The organism is uncultured Gimesia sp., from assembly GCF_937919775.1.
In the GTDB taxonomy this organism is placed as follows: Bacteria; Planctomycetota; Planctomycetia; order Planctomycetales; family Planctomycetaceae; genus Gimesia.
In genome coordinates, this window is record NZ_CALFPF010000131.1 from 1 (window position 1) to 16963 (window position 16963).

Annotated in this window: 14 protein-coding genes; 6 read left to right on the top strand and 8 right to left on the bottom strand. The window is 53.4% G+C overall.

Annotated features, from left to right (window positions below; translation table 11 throughout):
- Nucleotides 1–50 precede the first annotated feature (50 nt).
- Both Q0294_RS03550 and Q0294_RS03555 read right to left on the bottom strand, forming a co-directional pair.
- Nucleotides 51–1142 (bottom strand): alkene reductase, encoded by a 1092-nt coding sequence (locus Q0294_RS03550; protein ID WP_299460991.1) that lies wholly within the window; start codon nucleotides 1140–1142, stop codon nucleotides 51–53.
- 115 nt (nucleotides 1143–1257) lie between these two features.
- Entirely contained in the window at nucleotides 1258–1698 is a 441-nt protein-coding gene (locus tag Q0294_RS03555) for a nucleoside deaminase (RefSeq protein WP_299460993.1), read from the bottom strand.
- Between the two features lie 354 nt (nucleotides 1699–2052).
- Here Q0294_RS03555 and Q0294_RS03560 point away from each other — a divergent pair, with 354 nt between their 5' ends.
- A complete protein-coding gene (locus tag Q0294_RS03560; protein ID WP_299460995.1) occupies nucleotides 2053–3372 on the top strand; it encodes a DUF1501 domain-containing protein in 1320 nt (439 codons plus the stop codon).
- A 175-nt stretch (nucleotides 3373–3547) separates the two neighbouring features.
- On the opposite strand, the gene Q0294_RS03565 is transcribed toward Q0294_RS03560, so the two are convergent.
- Nucleotides 3548–3907 (bottom strand): DUF6122 family protein, encoded by a 360-nt coding sequence (locus tag Q0294_RS03565; RefSeq protein ID WP_299460997.1) that lies wholly within the window; start codon nucleotides 3905–3907, stop codon nucleotides 3548–3550.
- A 362-nt stretch (nucleotides 3908–4269) separates the two neighbouring features.
- On the opposite strand from Q0294_RS03565, the gene Q0294_RS03570 reads away from it, so the two are divergent.
- From Q0294_RS03570 to Q0294_RS03590, 5 genes are all read left to right on the top strand, one after another.
- Nucleotides 4270–5643, top strand: a complete 1374-nt coding sequence (locus Q0294_RS03570; protein WP_299460998.1) for a DUF1501 domain-containing protein — start codon at nucleotides 4270–4272, stop codon at nucleotides 5641–5643.
- Between the two features lie 16 nt (nucleotides 5644–5659).
- The gene (locus Q0294_RS03575) at nucleotides 5660–5800 is read left to right on the top strand and encodes a hypothetical protein (protein ID WP_299460999.1); all 141 of its coding nucleotides are present in this window, start codon (nucleotides 5660–5662) and stop codon (nucleotides 5798–5800) included.
- A 283-nt stretch (nucleotides 5801–6083) separates the two neighbouring features.
- Nucleotides 6084–7883: a hypothetical protein gene (locus Q0294_RS03580; protein WP_299461000.1), complete on the top strand. Its 1800-nt coding sequence runs from the start codon at nucleotides 6084–6086 to the stop codon at nucleotides 7881–7883.
- A gap of 11 nt (nucleotides 7884–7894) precedes the next feature.
- Nucleotides 7895–8464 carry a shikimate kinase gene (locus Q0294_RS03585; protein WP_299461002.1) on the top strand — a complete coding sequence of 190 codons (570 nt, stop codon included), beginning with the start codon at nucleotides 7895–7897 and terminating at the stop codon, nucleotides 8462–8464.
- 345 nt (nucleotides 8465–8809) lie between these two features.
- Nucleotides 8810–10144: an MFS transporter gene (locus tag Q0294_RS03590; protein WP_299461004.1), complete on the top strand. Its 1335-nt coding sequence runs from the start codon at nucleotides 8810–8812 to the stop codon at nucleotides 10142–10144.
- A gap of 92 nt (nucleotides 10145–10236) precedes the next feature.
- Here the strand turns inward: Q0294_RS03590 and Q0294_RS03595 are convergent, their stop codons facing one another.
- From Q0294_RS03595 to Q0294_RS03615, 5 genes are all read right to left on the bottom strand, one after another.
- Nucleotides 10237–11079 carry a PP2C family protein-serine/threonine phosphatase gene (locus tag Q0294_RS03595; protein ID WP_299461006.1) on the bottom strand — a complete coding sequence of 281 codons (843 nt, stop codon included), beginning with the start codon at nucleotides 11077–11079 and terminating at the stop codon, nucleotides 10237–10239.
- Between the two features lie 113 nt (nucleotides 11080–11192).
- Nucleotides 11193–11783, bottom strand: a complete 591-nt coding sequence (locus tag Q0294_RS03600; RefSeq protein WP_299461008.1) for a heme-binding protein — start codon at nucleotides 11781–11783, stop codon at nucleotides 11193–11195.
- 165 nt (nucleotides 11784–11948) lie between these two features.
- Nucleotides 11949–12647: a GDSL-type esterase/lipase family protein gene (locus tag Q0294_RS03605; protein WP_299461010.1), complete on the bottom strand. Its 699-nt coding sequence runs from the start codon at nucleotides 12645–12647 to the stop codon at nucleotides 11949–11951.
- 229 nt (nucleotides 12648–12876) lie between these two features.
- Nucleotides 12877–14253: a DUF1501 domain-containing protein gene (locus Q0294_RS03610; protein WP_299461012.1), complete on the bottom strand. Its 1377-nt coding sequence runs from the start codon at nucleotides 14251–14253 to the stop codon at nucleotides 12877–12879.
- 56 nt (nucleotides 14254–14309) lie between these two features.
- Nucleotides 14310–16799, bottom strand: coding sequence for a PSD1 and planctomycete cytochrome C domain-containing protein (locus tag Q0294_RS03615; protein ID WP_299461014.1), 2490 nt, complete (start codon nucleotides 16797–16799; stop codon nucleotides 14310–14312).
- Nucleotides 16800–16963: the final 164 nt, after the last annotated feature.

Consider the following 16963-nt stretch of genomic DNA (forward strand, 5'->3'; position numbering starts at 1 on the left):
GTCGCACTCCCGTGATCTCGATCACCCCAAAATTCAAAAATGACACTCCACTAGTATGAATAGGCCGGGAAGTCGGTGTAACCCTTCGCGCCGTTGGGTGAGTACCAGTCGGACATCTCGGCTGTCTCTGCCAGAGGCCAGTCATTCTGAAACCGTGCGACGAGGTCCGGATTACTGATAAAGGGGCGTCCGAAGGCAATCAGATCGGCGTGTCCTTCTGCAACCGCCTTTTCAGCCATCTCCTGCGTGTAACCGCAGTTGCCGATCAGCGGGCCGTGAAATATGTTCCGGAATTCAGCCAGCGTCATCTGTTCGCCGAGTTCATGGAACCCAAACGCCAGGCCGTCCATGACGTGCAGATAAGACAGACCGAAGTGGTCAAGTTGACTGGCGACGAACGTGAACTGTTCTCGAAAGTCCGGCGACCCCATATCGTTGAATACACCGTTGGGAGAGAGCCGGACGCCGACCCGGTTGGCGGGCCAGACGGACGTGACCGCTTCGACCACTTCTTTCAGAAAACGGTAACGGTTCTCCACGCTCCCGCCGTACTGATCCGTGCGGTGATTCGTTTTCGACTGGAGAAACGTGTCGATCAGGTAACCGTTGGCACTGTGTATTTCAACGCCGTCAAAACCTGCCGCCTTCGCGCGCTCCGCAGCCTGCCGGTAGTCGTTCACGACCCGCGGAATCTCGTCGGTTTCGAGTGCGCGGGGAACTTCGTAAGGCTGTTTGCCCGTGGGCGTATGGATGTATGGTTCGTTGATCTTGATTGCCGAGGGGGCAACGGCGGGTTTTCCGTTGTGAAAGCTGCTGTGCGAAGACCGGCCGAGATGCCAGAGCTGCAGGAAGATGACGGCCCCTTTTTCATGTACGGCGTCGGTGGTGTATTTCCAGCCTTCGGTCATGGCGTCGGTGTAGATGCCCGGCGATTCATTCCAGCCGTTTGCTTCTTCGGAGATGGTGGTTGCTTCGGTGATGAGCAGGCCCGCCGCACTGCGCTGCGCGTAGTATTCAGCCATGAGTTGATTCGGCAGGCGTTCGACTCCGGCCCGCGAGCGCGTCATGGGAGCGAGGACAATCCGGTTCGGCAAAGTGAGATCATGGAGCGCGAAGGGCTGAAAAAGGACGCTGTGCGACATGGAATTTCCATTCTGTCTGGCTGATGTTTATCGTTACCCGGCGCAGGGATCATGATAGAGAGTGTCGGTACGAAAGCCAAGCGTCCGTGCATTTCTTCCGATACTTACATGCGCATCATTCTTCGCCGATGTCCTCGTTCCACATTTCCGGATTTGCGGCGATGAATTGATGCATGAGGTCGATACATTTTGCGTTCTGGAGCACTTCGATCTCGACGCCACTCGATTTTAATAACGCTTCATCGCCCAGGTAGGTTTGATTTTCCCCGATAATCACGCGTGGAATCTGATACAGTCGAATGGCACCGCTGCACATCGGGCAGGGGGAGAGAGTCGTATACAGGACCGAGTTTCGATAAACGCTGGCGGGTTGTCTGCCGGCGTTTTCCAGTGCAGACATTTCGCCGTGAAGAATGACACTGTTTTTCTGTTGGCGGAGATTGTGCCCTCTTCCAATAATCTTTCCCTGATAAACGAGAACAGAGCCGACCGGAACGCCTCCTGCTTTCAGCCCTTTTTCCGCCTCTTCAATGGCCGCCTGCATGAATTCATCCATGATCACGGTGTCTCCTTTTAATGAAATCGTTTGAGTCTGAAAGACTTCATTTTAAACGGGGTCGCTGTTTCCTCATAGACCAGAGCCCCTTTGCGTTCCCGCTGACGGATTGTGACCGTGAAAAATTCGCAACGGACTCAAGCAGACTTTTCATGTCGTTGATGATAGAAAAAAAGGATCTCTGAAAGCAGGGTGTGAAGCGGATTCCCGGACTCTCGAAGATCCTGGATTAATTCCGTTTGATTCCAAAATCAATCTTCGCTATCATATCAATGGTTGTTTATGTCGATGTAACAGCGATTGAATCAACGGCTTCCCTCCAGAGTATGGTTCTTCCCAGACGAAAGTCGAAACATGTTGCGTTTGAATGCGGGGCTTAATCGGCGTGAATTGCTGCAGGTGGGCAGTTTGTCTGCGTTGGGCGTAAACCTGATTGACACCATGACACAACCGGCTGATGCGGCGAAGCCACGCCGCGAGGTGAATTGTATTCTGCTCTGGCTGCTTGGCGGGCCGAGTCACATCGACATGTATGACATGAAGCCGCTCGCACCGGCTGAAATTCGTGGCGAACTGACTCCGATTACCACACGCGTGCCCGGGATGGAATTGTGCGAGCTGATGCCGAACATGGCCAACTGTGCCGACAAGTTCTCGCTGATTCGTTCGATGCACTCCTACTCACCCACGCATGGGCAGGGTGATTTTCATTTGATGAGTGGCAACCGTCTGACACCCGCAATCAACCCGCCGGGATTCGGTGCCATGCTGACCTGGCAACAGGAACGCCGCTCGCGCCAGACGCCGCCTTTCGTGCAGGTGGGCAAATTGGACAGCCCGCAGTATGGCGACCCGGGTTTCGGCGGTTATCTGGGACGGACCTATGATCCTTTCGTAGTCGCCCCTGACCCGAACAGCGGCAGCTTCGCGGTGAAGGAATTCAGTCCGCCCGACTCGGTGGGCGTTGATCGCCTGACCGATCGTCAGTCACTCCTGTCAGCCCTTGATCAATTTCAATCCAATAAGGAACGCCAGCTTCAATTTGCACGGACTCACGAACAGTTTCGCGAGCGCGCCCTGTCGATGATTACCTCACAACGCGCGAAGAATGCCTTTGATATTTCACAGGAGTCTCTACAGGTGCGCGACAGTTATGGTCGCAATCGTGTGGGGCAGGGATTACTTTTGGCGCGGCGGCTGGTTGAAGCAGGCGTGCGATTCGTCACCGTGAAAGGTTATGTACGCTACGGCTGGGACCATCACCCGGAAGTTTTTCCCCGGTTGAGGACGGAAGTGCCGCCTTACGAACAGGGTTATGCAGCACTCTTAAATGACCTTGACCAGCGTGGCATGCTGGAGAACACACTGGTCATTACCGCCGGTGAATTCGGCCGGACGCCGCGGCTGAATAATGATCCGCGTGCTCCGGGGCGTGACCACTGGAACCGTTGCTTCAGCCTGACGCTGGGAGGCGGCGGAATCAAAACGGGACAGGTGATCGGCGCCACTGACAAACATGCAGCGGAAATAACGGAGCGCCCCGTTTCGGTGCCCGATTTTGCTGCCACCGTCTATCATGCCCTGGGCTTGAATCCCCAGGCGGAGCTGCGCACACTCGATGATCGCCCGATGCTGGCACTGCCGGAAGGTGAAGTGATCAGGGAATTGATCTAGCACGCATCACATTGAACCAAAGCGTCTCTCGTGATTATACCCGGTCCCAATGGCCCTGGTGGCGCTACAGTAAACCTGGACACAGGCTGGAAGTGATATTGTCTGCTCTTTCTTCCACGAAAGAAACGAACAGCACGAAAATTGAAAATGAGCTGATCTGAATATCGTGTTTCATTCACTGAAAACCGCAGAACAGGCAATGTCCGCCGAGCAGGCAATCAATTCCGTCGGTTGCCAGATGCCACAAACAGCCGACGGCGACCGCCCGCCATTTCCAGGAGGGGATCGCCAGCAGACAGACATAAACGACGGCCGCCCACCAGGTATGCAGCGGATGAAAGCCGAGACTGCAGCGGTGCGGGTCAAAAATCGGGTCGGCCAGCAGATGATCCACGTCGATCAGCATCGTGGCCAGCATGATCAGCCCCGCCTGCACCCAGTGTTCTTTCCAGAACAGCCGCGCAATCAGAAACGGCACCAGCAGGTGGCACGAATAATGAATGAGATGCCGCACGACATCAGGGACAGGTTCCATCTGAGCAGCGATTCTTTCACATTTTGTCAGGTTCAATTTGAAGTTCAATCACAGTATTTAGCTGACAGGACTTAATAATACAATGTAATTAAGACGACAAACAGTAATGGAGAGAGCAGGCAGCATTGATGACAGCGGCGTTTTATCTGCGGGACGGGCCCGGACTGAATTGCGTGTTGTTCGCGTCTTTCGTGGCAGCAAAGAAAAAACGCTGGCTGAAATGAGGTGAAACGGATTCCAGGACTCTTGAAAAACCTGTACAAATTGCGTTTGATTTCGAAATCAATCTCCGGTATCATATCAACGTTGATTTATATTGATTCAATGGCGCTGTGATTCATGGTTCCCAGGGAAGAGATTTCATGCTGACGATACTAGGTAAACCGACCGCGAAAAACGGTCAATTTTGTGATGGCGTTTCCCGTCGCAGCTTTCTGAAAATCGGTGGTATGGCTCTCGGCGGGCTTTCCTTGCCGGGCGTTCTACGGGCCGAATCCGCGAGCCAGACCGGCAGCAATCACAAAGCGATCATCAATATCTACATGCCCGGCGGGCCGTCGCACATTGACCTGTGGGATCCCAAGCCGGAAGCGCCCACAGAAATTCGAGGCGAGTTCAACGCCATTCAAACCAACGTACCCGGGATCCAGATCTGCGAACTGTTCCCGCGGATGGCCACCATGATGGATAAGTTCATCCCGGTGCGTTCGATCTCCGACGCTGACGGCCGACACGATGCCTATCAATGTATGACCGGGCGCAAGTTCGGCAGTCGTCAGCCTCCGGGAGGCTGGCCGGCAGCGGGTGCGTTCGTCTCGAAACTGCAGGGGCCGGTGAATGCCGCCGTCCCGTCGAATGTGGCCCTGATGTATAAAACGGGGAACGGCACCTGGGGCGAACCCGGCACAGGAGGCTTTCTGGGAGTGCAGCATTCGCCGTTCAATCTTGTGGGTCGCAAAGCCCGCAGTTCGCCGGAGAATATGGTTTTGCAGGGGATCACCCTCGAACGCTTGCGCGACAGGGTACAATTGCAGCGCGCGTTCGATACGTTCCGTCGTGACGCCGACACATCCGGCCTGATGGAAAGTATGGACGTGTACTCTCAACAGGCGATGAATATTCTGACCACGTCAAAGCTGGCCGATGCGCTGGACCTCTCGAAAGAAGATCCGCAGATTCTCGCCCGTTACGGCAAGAGCGACGAAACATTTCAGCGCGACGGTGCGCCCCGGATGATTGAAAACTTCTGTCTGGCCCGCCGTCTGGTGGAAGCGGGCGCGCGGTGTGTGTCGCTGAATTACAGTCGCTGGGACTGGCACGGTCCCGATGGAATGAATTTTCCCAAGTCGCGTGAGGAGTTTCCGCTGCTCGATCAGGGGCTGTCTGCTTTGGTGACCGACCTGCACGAACGGGGGCTGGATAAAGACGTTTCGGTTGTGGTCTGGGGCGAGTTTGGTCGCACGCCGAAGATCAACCAGAATAACAGCCGCGACCACTGGCCCAAAGTTTCCTGTGCGATGCTGGCCGGCGGCGGGATGAATACCGGTCAGGTGATCGGCAAAACCAACCGCATGGGCGAATACGCGATCGACCGGCCGGTCAAGTTCCAGGAAGTTTTCGCGACGCTGTACCACAACGTCGGCCTGGATCTCAACGGCACCCGCATCTTCGACACCAGCGGCACGCCACAGTATCTGGTCGACCAGGGCATCGAACCACTGCGCGAGTTGATTTAAGTCACGGGAGGGCTCGGTGCCGTTGGTACTGTCAGGCATGGATCGCAAGTTCAAAGCGGCAGGGGCGATCGCGCCGGAACTGCCCTTTGCTCCCCGCAGTGAGTGGATCTTTAAACTCATGTTATTCAGAGATTACTCGCGCAGGCTGGTGTCGTGATTTTGATCACATCGCTTAGAATCTTTTGAGATCGTTGTCCGCATACTCAATGGAAGTCGGGCATCTACGAAGTATTTCGCTCCAGCTCCAGACAATTCAATGTTGAAGCTTGAAAACATGGAACTAAACGGTTCTACTTATTACGTGTAGTCATTTGCGTAGGCAGGTACAATCATGTGCACGTCAATCGTCCGCACACACTATCCTAAAGCGATCTTTTTGCTCGTAAATACTTTTCCATGACAGTAGGTGCATTTGCACACTCGTGTTAGGAATAGAGTCAATGAATAAAGCAGAGATTCTTCGTCAGGCGATCAAAAGTGAGAGAGCGATTTCAGTTCGTACTGAGGATCAATCACTTGCGGATCACGAGCATCTTTTCATCGATACACCACATCATGAAGTCATTTCTTCAATGGCTGGTCCTGCGAACCAGGTTATTTTTGGTCGACGTGGGACTGGAAAAACAATGCTCCTGCGAAAGTTGCTCCGCGATGGACAACCCCCGAATACTAAGAACGATTACATTGCCATTGGCCTGCAGGTCGAGGACTTTAAACGATCACCCGACGTCTCTGAAGCAGATCCATTATCAGTCAGAGCGCGTGGTTACTTCCGGTCATTTCTTCAACAGGTCGCAGACCGCATGATTGGGCTGGGGGAGAGAGTTCTTCAGAATGAGGGGCTACTGGCAAAAATCGGACTCCGAAACCGTGCACGGAAGGATCTTCTTGAAGATCGTTTTTTACGTTTGCACGAGATTCTCCGATACGGAGTTCCCCGCACAAATCCGATTGCGGCATCACGAGTTGACAGTGCGGCCTCTGAGTATGGAACACACTCCTCACGCGCTCGCAGTAGCGGTGTGAAATTTGATGTGGAAAATGAATTCGGACTTAAACCAGATGCTTTGCTCCCTTCCGCTAATATATCCCTCGGGGGCAAGTATTCATCGGAAAATAGCGATGGTTCGCACATCAAGCACAAGACTTTTACTCAGGCCCGGATCGAATCGTCGTATGATCTCGGCGCACCAGAGATCAGATCGCTGATCAGAGAAATTATCGATACTCTTCAGGTAAAGTTTCTGATGATCCTGATTGACGAGTGGCAGAGTCTGGGGGATTGCCAGGCCGAATTCGCGCATTACCTCAAGTCCTGCTTCTTTGGTCTTGATTGTGTCTCTGTGAAGATTGCCGCCTACAGGAATATCTGTAAATTCAACAACGGCGGGACGCGTGACAATTTTCGTGGTATTGAGATTGGCCAGGACATTTCGATCGTGGGTGATGTGGACCTGCCACCGGCAAAAGACACCACGCAGGCATTCTTTCTGGATATACTATTTGGTCGTCTTGTCTATAAGGAGCCGCGCCTGGCAAATTTTTATGGCCCCCTTGACGACTATAACGCGAAACAGCTTATCAAAGATTTGTTCAAAAACAATAACACTGTAGAAATGCTCGTTCGAGGATCGCATGGAATTTCCCGAGATTTTCTTGAGGCGTTTCGAATTGCATCTTCCAATATTGTCGCCAGTCCGGAGCGCGTCAAGCTCACGCTTGATGACGTCCAAAACGCGCACGGGAAACTGAGCAGGGCAGTTCAGGAAAATGTCTCCAAGGCAGACGACATTGGAGGCTTATTATTCGAACATGTAAAGCCGCATGTGCATCAAACTCGAGTCCCGTTTTTCTTTATCTCAAGATCCGTTACCAAGTGGGATGAGTTCATTTGGGAACTCATTGATAAGCGAGCACTGCACGCAGTCGAAGCTCGTAATCTTCCAGTGGGGGCAGACGTAGAGTGGAGAGCATATGAAGTAGCGTATGGACTCTTTGAAGAATGGAGGCGAGCCATGTCGTTCAGCCATGGCAATTCAGTAGAGAATCATCTTACTTGGACAGACATCAAGGAACTCCAATCCCAGGAGTTCAACAGGTATGTCCTTAATTTCGGCGGGCAGCCCAGATCAGTCAGGACGTGTCCCGCTTGCGGTTTCCAATTTTCGACATCGGAACATGCATTCATAAAGAAGCAACTCTGCCCGAATTGCTACGAGCCACAGCCTGTAAATCAATGATGGAAGATCTAATGCAATCAGACACAATAACGGAGTGCTCATTGGTGTTTTTGATCGGCCCCAGTGGTAGCGGGAAGTCGGTGATTGCGGGCGCACTATCGAATGCGCAAAACTGGAACGTATACGATACCGATATGATAATTGAAGAAAAGCAGCAGGTTTCAATTTTGAAAATCTTTGAACGTTTCGGCGAAAGCCACTTTCGCGATCTGGAAGCAGATATCATCAGCAAGATTAGTGAAGAAACCAAATCAGGGAAAAAGGGGATTGTGGCAACGGGAGGAGGGCTGCCGACGATTGATGGTATGCTTGAACTGATGAAAGGTCTTGGTATCACCATTTATCTTGAGGCATCTCTTGATGAGCTCTGGAACAGATTGAGCATGAACCCGCTGGAACTGGAGAAGCGTCCGTTGCTATATCGAAAAGGACGTGCAGCATTACAGAAAATGATTGTGCAACGTGAGCCAATTTATCGAAAAGCGGATCTCATTATTACGACCGACAGTTTGAATGTAGACGAAATTGTTGAGAAGATTCAGTTGGCATTTTCCGCAAATGGACTCAGGTTTAAGGAATGACGGACTCTCTGAAGACTTACATGGGATGTTCGTGAGGCTGGCATACCTTCCAGGATGGCGAGCGGGAGAATCCGGTGGCGCCGGAATAGCCCTTTGCTCCCCAAAGTGAGCGGGTTTTTCACATTCGGTTTTCTGAGCGGTGAAATCTTGATGGCGGCTTCGAAACCGCTGCGTCCCGGCGGGGGTTTGATGTATGGTGAAATTTTCAGGGCCCGCTGATACTTCCTTTCTTGTTTGAAACGTGAGAGAATCTGCTCCTGAATCTGTTAAGTGCCCCGTTTGCCTTGTAGGCAGATTTGGTCCGTTTCAAGTCTTTTTTACCGCAATAGAGAAGAGTTCCCTCCCATGAATTCCAGGTTTACTCGCACTCAGTGGTTGATCTGTGTCATCGCGTCGATCGGGTTTGCTTTTGATATCTATGAACTGCTGATGCTGCCTCTGATTGTCAGGCCCGCCTTGCAGGATCTGATCGGGGCGAGTCCGGGGACGCCGCAGTTTGAGTACTGGGTCGGCATGCTGTTCTTCGTACCCGCCATGGCAGGCGGGCTGTTCGGTTTGCTGGGGGGATATCTGACGGACCTGTTAGGACGGCGGCGGGTGCTGGTGGGAAGTATTCTGCTGTATGCGTTCTCTGCCTGTGCGGCGGGTTTTGCGACTTCAATTGAGATGCTGCTCTTTCTGCGTTGTACGACGTTCGTTGGTGTCTGTGTCGAATTCGTGGCGGCGGTGGCCTGGCTGGCGGAACTGTTCCCCGATCCCAAACAACGGGAAAAGGTGCTGGGATTTACGCAGGCGTTCTCGTCGTTTGGGGGACTGCTGGTAACCGGAGCAAACTGGCTCGCGCTGCAATATGGTGACATGCTGCCTGCCATCGCCGGCGGGCATGAAGCCTGGCGTTACACACTCATCTCCGGGGTAATCCCGGCACTTCCTTTAATTATCATACGTCCCTTCCTGCCGGAATCGCCGGAGTGGGAAAAGAAAAAGAACGCCGGGACGCTGAAACGGCCGAGCATCGCCGAACTGTTTTCTCCGAAATACCGACGCACCACCATTGTGACGACGATCATGTTTGCTTGCAGTTACGGGGCGGCGTTTGGCGCATTGCAGCATACGCCGCGTATCGTGCCGTCACTGCCACAGGTTAAGGAAATGACGGCCGGACTCCCGGTTCCGCAGCAGAAGAAGATCCAGCAGGAGACCGCGGCGCACGTCAACTTTTATCAGGAGATCGGCGGCCTGACCGGACGATTTGTGTTCGCGATCTGTGCCATCTGGATTATCAGCCGTCGTGGATTGATGCGACTGTTCCAGATTCCGGGGCTGATTCTGATTCCGCTCGTCTACTTCTATCCGGCCCGCGACAATCTCGACTTGCTGAAGTGGGGAATTTTCTTCGCCGGGATGCTGACGATCGCGCAGTTCAGCTTCTGGGGAAACTACCTGCCGCGAGTTTATCCGCTGCATCTCAGAGGTACAGGCGAAAGCTTTGCCGCGAACATCGGCGGCCGCATGATCGGGACGTCGGCCGCCTTGGCGACGACATCACTCACCCCGCTCATGCCTAACAAGTCGACGGCACTCGCCGCCGCCTGCGTCGTGCTGGCGGTTTATCTGATTGGTTCGATCGCCTGTTTCTGGCTCCCGGAACCTGCAGCACAAGATCCGGAAGACGATTAACTGCCTGCAGGGAATTGTGATTTTTCGAATACGAAAAGCACGAACGTTATTTCAAATTGTGAGTTAATCTGTAAAAAGTTTCCTGGCACCTTTTATGCACGGAACTTTTGCAAAAGGTGTTTTGCTGCGCGAAACGGAGCCAGGAAATTGTCTGCGAATGAGACGCGTTGATTGTTTCTCCGAAACAGCACCATCGAGAGATCGTCATTGGAACCGATCAGTCTCTCGTCCGGATCAATCTGCTGAATGAGTTGGCTGATCAACTGGCTCGGATTGTGCGCGTCCAGCTTCGCGAGAATTTGCAGCAGGCCTTCTTTTCCCAGCATACAGCCGTCGGGACGCTTCATTTCCAGTAATCCATCGGTGAAACAAAGCACCAGATCACCAGGTTTCAGTTTGCTTTTTATACTCGAATAATTCTGGCCAGCTTTAATCCCCAGTGGAAAATTGCGTCCTGCTCCATTTTTAAGTTGAAAACCCAGCGGACTCCATGTTCCCGTTTTTTCCTGGTAGATCAACGGGTTCGGATGACCGGCATTTATTAAAGTCAGTGTTTTCGACGGAGAAAAAAAAGTTCCGATGATGGCAGTCGCAAATCCACCACTCTTCGATTCTGCTTCGAAATCGTAATTGATCGCTTCCACCAGAGAGGCATGATTGATGTGATTGATGTGACGTCGCATTAACTGTCGTAACACATTTGCCCGGCCTGCAACCGCTTCACCATGACCGCTGACGTCAGCCAGGAGTAGCCTGGTGATTCGTCCGGAGGAACAGGAAGAAACATAGTAGACATCACCGCCTGATTTGGAGGCACCATAGGGCTGACTGTAGACCCAGATATCCAAACCCGTTGTCGTCAGTTCCTGATCGGCCGGCTGGTTTCCTCCCCAGACCTCCATACATTCCATTTTTTTTATGGATTGTTTCGTCATGGACGAATTACTCCCGGAATCTGTCAAAAATGGAATCAGAGGCAGAATTTCTGATTGTGGTTGTCTTGTCCTCGTGAAGCCTCAGCAGTGAGATTGAAGAAGCTGGCAGTCTCTTACAGACTCTGATTGACTCGAATGTGGACTTCATTCCGGCGAAAGGGGCCTGGTGTCCAGGGCGGATCATAGCCTGCAGACTCTGCCTGGTCTCCCAGCTGCAGCTGCTTGTGTGCAGCCCAGGTTCTTAATTTTTGTTCGGCTTGCTGGACCGTCGCCTCATTCATTCGGCCGCTGAATCGAATCACTGCAAAACGACCCCCTTTACGCTCGGATATCTGCACTTTTTCATTGGCAGGAGCGGGTATCTCACCTCCCGTTAAGTTCTGAGAAATCACAAATCCCATGTTTCCAGGGGCATCCGTTTGCTGCGAATTCATAAACACGGGAGTCGTCATGGCCACTTTTTGCTGTTGCACGTTGTTGCCATCGATATAGCGGAATAATCGCATGAAGCTGCCATCTTTGCCCTGAGAGTCGAATTCCGATTGAGTGATCGCCATGTAAAGATCCGGATACTCCCTGATTTCAAACTGATCTTCTGATTTCAGCACGCTGTAACTGGCTGACTCATATGCATTTCTGGATGTGAGTTTCCACCCGATCCATGCGACAGCAAGCAAGGCAACAGTAACTGAAAAGTAGATCATCTTTGTTCTGTTCATCAAATTATCGGTTTGTATGAGTCATTTGTACAAATTAAGAGTTCTCTTCTCTTTTTAGGCAAAGAACAATGTTTGACCAGTCCTGCTGTTATTATTTCATGGCTTACCGATGTGCTCCCAATCATCAGGGCCATCATTTCTTCGCTTTGATTACTTCGGTGGCGCGGCCAGAATTTCTCTGAGGTAGGCCGGGTAGTTGGCTTTGGCGGAACCCTGCGTCAGGCTGTCGCCGAAGCAGACGATTTTTGTGGTATCCCGTTTCTCGGCTGCCAGCTTTTCGGCCACGAGTTTTGCTAATAGCTGATAACCGGCGGGGGTCAGATGCACGCCGTCTTTGATGCCGCTGTTGGCGGGGTTGCGGAGGACGCTGGTTTTGTTGCTGTCGGCGATCTTGTGTTCGATCAGATAGTCGTGAAAATCGAGCAGGGGGATTTTTCGTTTCTGCGAAATTTCCAGCAGAACGGTACGGACTTCCTGCATCCGCTCGACGGGGGACTGATCGGCATACTTTTTCGAATCATGGCGGCTGAAGAGCAGCTCCGGGATGCAGGGGGGCGGCGTCATCAAGAGAACTTCGGTGCCGCCGGCCTGGATTTTGTCGATCAGCGTGTTGACGTTGTTTCGATAGTCCTTGATGTCGATGAAGCCGCCCGAGTTGAGGCGGTCGTTCGTGCCGACCATCAGAACCACGACACTCGGTTTGTGCGCGAGCACATCGCGGTCGATTCGCTTTAACAATTGTGAGCTGAGATTACCGCCGACGCCGGCATTGATGACTTCCGCAGCGACTGCATTCGCCGGGAGGGAGAACATACAGATGGTTAAGGCCAACAAAACGTATTGGAACATTGTTTTTTACTCACAAATGGATTGAATAAGGGATGAGAAAAAGGAGCAGGATATATGAAATAGAGACCGACCTCTCTCTTTCTTCTACTACCACGAAAAACACGAAAGCCACGAAAATGATATCAGATGGTTTTCGTGATTCGTGCCATCTCACCACTGCGGGATCGTCATCTGTGGCTTACCGGGCTACTTACTTTTGTGGTGTGATAAAAGTGGATTCCTTTCCCATTCAGGCGATGATGTCATGGGCGATGTTGCCGTAAATGTTGGTCAGACGGAAGTCGCGGCCGCCGAAGCGGTAGACGAGTTTCTTGTGATCCAGGCCGAGCAGATGCAGCATGGTGGCGTGCAGATCGTGGAGATGGACTTCGCCTGCGACGGTTTTGTAACCGAGGTCATCCGTGGCGCCGTGTGTTAAACCGCCCTTTGTGCCTCCGCCGGCGAGCCAGGCGGTATAGCCGGATGCGTTGTGGTCGCGGCCCAGTGTCTCTTTCCCGGAGAGAACTTGTGTTTCGGGCTGTCGTCCAAATTCGCCACTCCAGAGCACCAGCGTTTCGTCCAGGAGTCCCCGTTGCTTCAGGTCGGCCAACAGCGCGGCAATCGGTTTGTCGATTGTCTCGGCTTTCGATTTGAACTTGTCGAGACCGTTGTGGTGGTCCCAGCCGCTGGAACTGACTTCGACAAAGCGGACCCCCGATTCACTCAGACGACGGGCCAGCAGGCATTGCCGACCGAAATCGTCAGACGGGCCGCCGTTGATGCCGTACATCTCCAGCGTGGCTTTGCTTTCGCGACTCAGATCCATCACTGTGGGAACCGCATCGCGCATCTGTTCGCTCAGGTTGAGAGAATCAATCACGCCGCGCACATCGGCGGTCTGTCCCAGCAGGCGCTGGTTCATTTGTTGCGCCAGTGCCAGGGCAGTTTGTTCCGGGTCTGCTGCGAGTCCGTGATTTGATTTCAGATTACTGATGGCAGCAGTCTTGATGGACTGACCATCCCAGCCGAGGCGTGTGGCCTGGAAGGTACTGGGGAGGAAGGCGCTGCCATAATTGGCCGGTCCCCCGAAGGTGCGTGTGGGTTTGATGGTGAAGAAGCCGGGGAGATTCTGGTTTTCGGTGCCCAGTCCGTAGAGAACCCAGGCGCCGAAGGAGGGACGCTGGAATTTGAATTCTCCCGTATGCAGCATGGGGATGGCGATGGGATGGGCGCGGCTCGGTCCGGTCATCCCGTTGAGCATACAGATCTGGTCGGCCTGTTGCGCGAGGTGCGGAAACGCTTCGGAGATCCACATCCCGCTTTCGCCGTGTTGCGCGAACTCATACAGCGGCGCCAGCAGTTTTCCTTTGTTGGCGCCTTTTTTGCCGCCGTTTGCTTTCAGTTCCGGTTTATAGTCAAACGACTCGAACTGCGAAGGGCCCCCATTGATAAACAGGAAGATGACCCGTTTTGCTTTGGGTGTAAAATGTGCGATTTTGGGAGAGAGCAGACCGGCGGCGCTGACTTGCGGTGAAAAACCGGTCAGAGCCAGACCACCCAGGCCACCGGCGGCAGCCTTGAGCCATTGACGTCGCGATACATGTGTGACTGATGTTTCATGTTTCATCGGAGGTAATCTCCTGTTTTGAATATGTGTGAAAGGCCTGCTGTCAGGGTTTGGTGTTATGGGGCATCGACCAGAAAACGAAATTCGGCTGTCATGAATAAGGTCTGGAACCAGGCGGCCCAGGCATCAACTTCGGTAGCTTTGTTTTTCGGATCACCGGTTTTTCGGACCTGCTGGATGAGTTGCAGCGCGCCTTGTTTCTCCTGGTTGGAGGGAGCACGAGTGAGAGCCCACCGCAGGGCCAGTTCCACTTTCGCGGAGTCGTCGGTTGCCTGTTTGGAAGCCAGCAGTCGTTCGGCGGCGTGTCGGGACTGATCGGTGATGAATTGGGAATTACGCAGATAAAGTGCCTGCGAGGGAACATTGGTCACCGCACGGTTTCCGCTGACCAGGCTCGGCGAGGGGAAATCGAACAGATCGAACAGTTCGGGAACGTAATCGCGAACCACCGGCAGATAAACACTGCGATGATTACTGGGAGGCTGCAGTTTTTCCATCGGAATGCTGCGGGCCAGTTGGTCGCCCAGAGGCGTGACGGTTGAGGCAGCAGGACGATGGAAATCGAGTTGCCCGCTGACGGTCAGGATTGCGTCGCGAATGGCTTCGGCTTCAAGCCGCCGGGGGGACGCCCGCCAGAGCAGGCCGTTATCGGGATCGATCTGCATGTTGCCCGGATCGGGCGCACTGCTCAACTGGTAGACCCGACTCAGCATGATGGCGCGAATCATGCGTTTGGTCGACCAGCCTTCTTTGACGAAACGCAAGGCGAGGGCGTCGAGTAACTCGGGATGTGTTGGCTGTTTGCCGATCACTCCAAAGTTATCGACAGAGGAAACCAGACCGCGGCCGAATAAGTGGTGCCAGATGCGGTTGACCATCACGCGGGCCGTGAGCGGGTTCTGCTTGCTGGTAATCCACTGAGCGAGTTCCAGACGACCGCTGTGACCGGCTGCGATTTTCGGTGTGTCTTTCATGGGGATCGCGCTTAAAAAACCGCGCGGCACGACGGCCCCTTTTTCACGGAAGTCGCCGCGGACAGCGATATACGTGTCTGCAGGTTTCTTACCGTCGCGGGCACTCATAGCGTATTGTGGTCGGGCAGGCACGTTCTTTTTCAACTCAGTGACTTTTGTTTTTAATGTGGCAACTTCGTTGTTCAACCGGGAAACCAGATCGCTGGCTTTGTTCAACTTCTCCTGTTTCCTGTCCACATCGGCCTGCGAGGGGCGGTTGTCGGCATTCGGCTTTGCAGGATCTACGACCGTTGTCGCCACCAGTTGTTCATATTTTTTATGTTCAGAAGCCGCCAGGTTTTGTGCATCGGTGGCTTTCTTGAGGGCTTCTGTTTGAGCCGTCAGTTGCTTTTCCGTTTCCTGCAGTTGTTTGTCGTAAGCTTCAGCAGCCGCATGCAGGGCTTGTGCATTCTTGCCGATGGGCAGCAGGTCGGTGGGGGAGTTGCTGTATTTCTGCTTGATCGTGCCATACAGGGGTTCGGTACTTAAAAAGATGCCTGCGAGGGAATAGTAGTCTGCAGTCGGGATCGGATCGAATTTGTGATCATGGCAGCGGGCACAAGAGACAGTCAGCGCCAGCGTTGCGCGGCAGACGGTGTTGATCTGGTCGTCGACAATATCCATGCGGAATTCTGTTCCGCTCGAGTTGTGTCGCTTGGGACCAAAGGCCAGCATGCTGGGAGCAATCTGGCGGGCTTGGATGGTTTCCGGAGATTCATTGGGTTGGGCCGTTATCAGGTCGCCAGCGATCTGTTCGCGCAGGAAAACGTTGTAGGGTTTATCCTGGTTCAGGGCATCGATGACATAGTTGCGGTAGGGCCAGGCGTGCGGATACGTAAAGTTGAATTCCATGCCGCTTGATTCCGCGAAACGGACGACATCGAGCCAGTGCCGTCCCCAGCGTTCGCCGAAGCGCGGGGAAGCGAGCAATTTGTCAATCAGCTTCGCGAGTGCCTCGGGTGATTTGTCATTCAGAAAGGCGTCGACTTCTGCCGGGGAAGGGGGGAGGCCGATCAGGTCAAAATAGACGCGTCGGACCAGCGTCAGCCGATTGGCATCGCTGACCGGTTTCAAACCCTGTTGTTCCATTGCAGAGAGAACGAAGCCGTCGATCACCGGATCGCGAGGCCAGTCGGCGCGCTTGACGGCAGGCGGTTCGACTGCTTGCGGCGGTACGAAGGCCCAATGTTTTTGCGCAGACTGATAACGTTGTTCTTTGAGTGTGGGGCCGGTCTCTTTGCGGGAATCGGGGCAGCCGAGACGGATCCATTCTTCAAAGGCGGCGATGACTTCATCGGAAAGTTTCTTTTCCGGCGGCATGCCGGAAACATCGCCTTGATGCTTCAGCATTTGAATCAGCGAACTGTGTTCAAGATCGTGCGGCTTGAGCATCGGGCCAGTATCGCCGCCCCGCATCATGCCTGAAGGGGAGTCGAGTTCCAGACCTCCTTCAATGCTCTCTCCCTTTTTGGAGTGGCATTCATAGCAGTATTTGACCAGCGCCGGTTCAATTTGCGTTTTGAACAGTTGCAAACCTTTGTTGTCTTTTGTTTGGGCCGCGGGGGCTGCTTCAGAAAGGGAGCCACTAGATACAACGATTGCCAGGACCGAAACGAGACAGATCAGCATACGAGTCATCATCGTCGCCTTTCGTCATGTCTGTGGAAGGAATCAAGCGAACGGCCGACATGGAAGAA

Coding starts and splice junctions, on each gene's coding strand:
- Q0294_RS03550 (WP_299460991.1), bottom strand. CDS start 1,142: ATGTCGCACAGCGTCCTTTTTCAGCCCTTCGCGCTCCATGATCTCACT.
- Q0294_RS03555 (WP_299460993.1), bottom strand. CDS start 1,698: ATGGATGAATTCATGCAGGCGGCCATTGAAGAGGCGGAAAAAGGGCTG.
- Q0294_RS03560 (WP_299460995.1), top strand. CDS start 2,053: ATGTTGCGTTTGAATGCGGGGCTTAATCGGCGTGAATTGCTGCAGGTG.
- Q0294_RS03565 (WP_299460997.1), bottom strand. CDS start 3,907: ATGGAACCTGTCCCTGATGTCGTGCGGCATCTCATTCATTATTCGTGC.
- Q0294_RS03570 (WP_299460998.1), top strand. CDS start 4,270: ATGCTGACGATACTAGGTAAACCGACCGCGAAAAACGGTCAATTTTGT.
- Q0294_RS03580 (WP_299461000.1), top strand. CDS start 6,084: ATGAATAAAGCAGAGATTCTTCGTCAGGCGATCAAAAGTGAGAGAGCG.
- Q0294_RS03585 (WP_299461002.1), top strand. CDS start 7,895: ATGCAATCAGACACAATAACGGAGTGCTCATTGGTGTTTTTGATCGGC.
- Q0294_RS03590 (WP_299461004.1), top strand. CDS start 8,810: ATGAATTCCAGGTTTACTCGCACTCAGTGGTTGATCTGTGTCATCGCG.
- Q0294_RS03595 (WP_299461006.1), bottom strand. CDS start 11,079: ATGACGAAACAATCCATAAAAAAAATGGAATGTATGGAGGTCTGGGGA.
- Q0294_RS03600 (WP_299461008.1), bottom strand. CDS start 11,783: ATGATCTACTTTTCAGTTACTGTTGCCTTGCTTGCTGTCGCATGGATC.
- Q0294_RS03605 (WP_299461010.1), bottom strand. CDS start 12,647: ATGTTCCAATACGTTTTGTTGGCCTTAACCATCTGTATGTTCTCCCTC.
- Q0294_RS03610 (WP_299461012.1), bottom strand. CDS start 14,253: ATGAAACATGAAACATCAGTCACACATGTATCGCGACGTCAATGGCTC.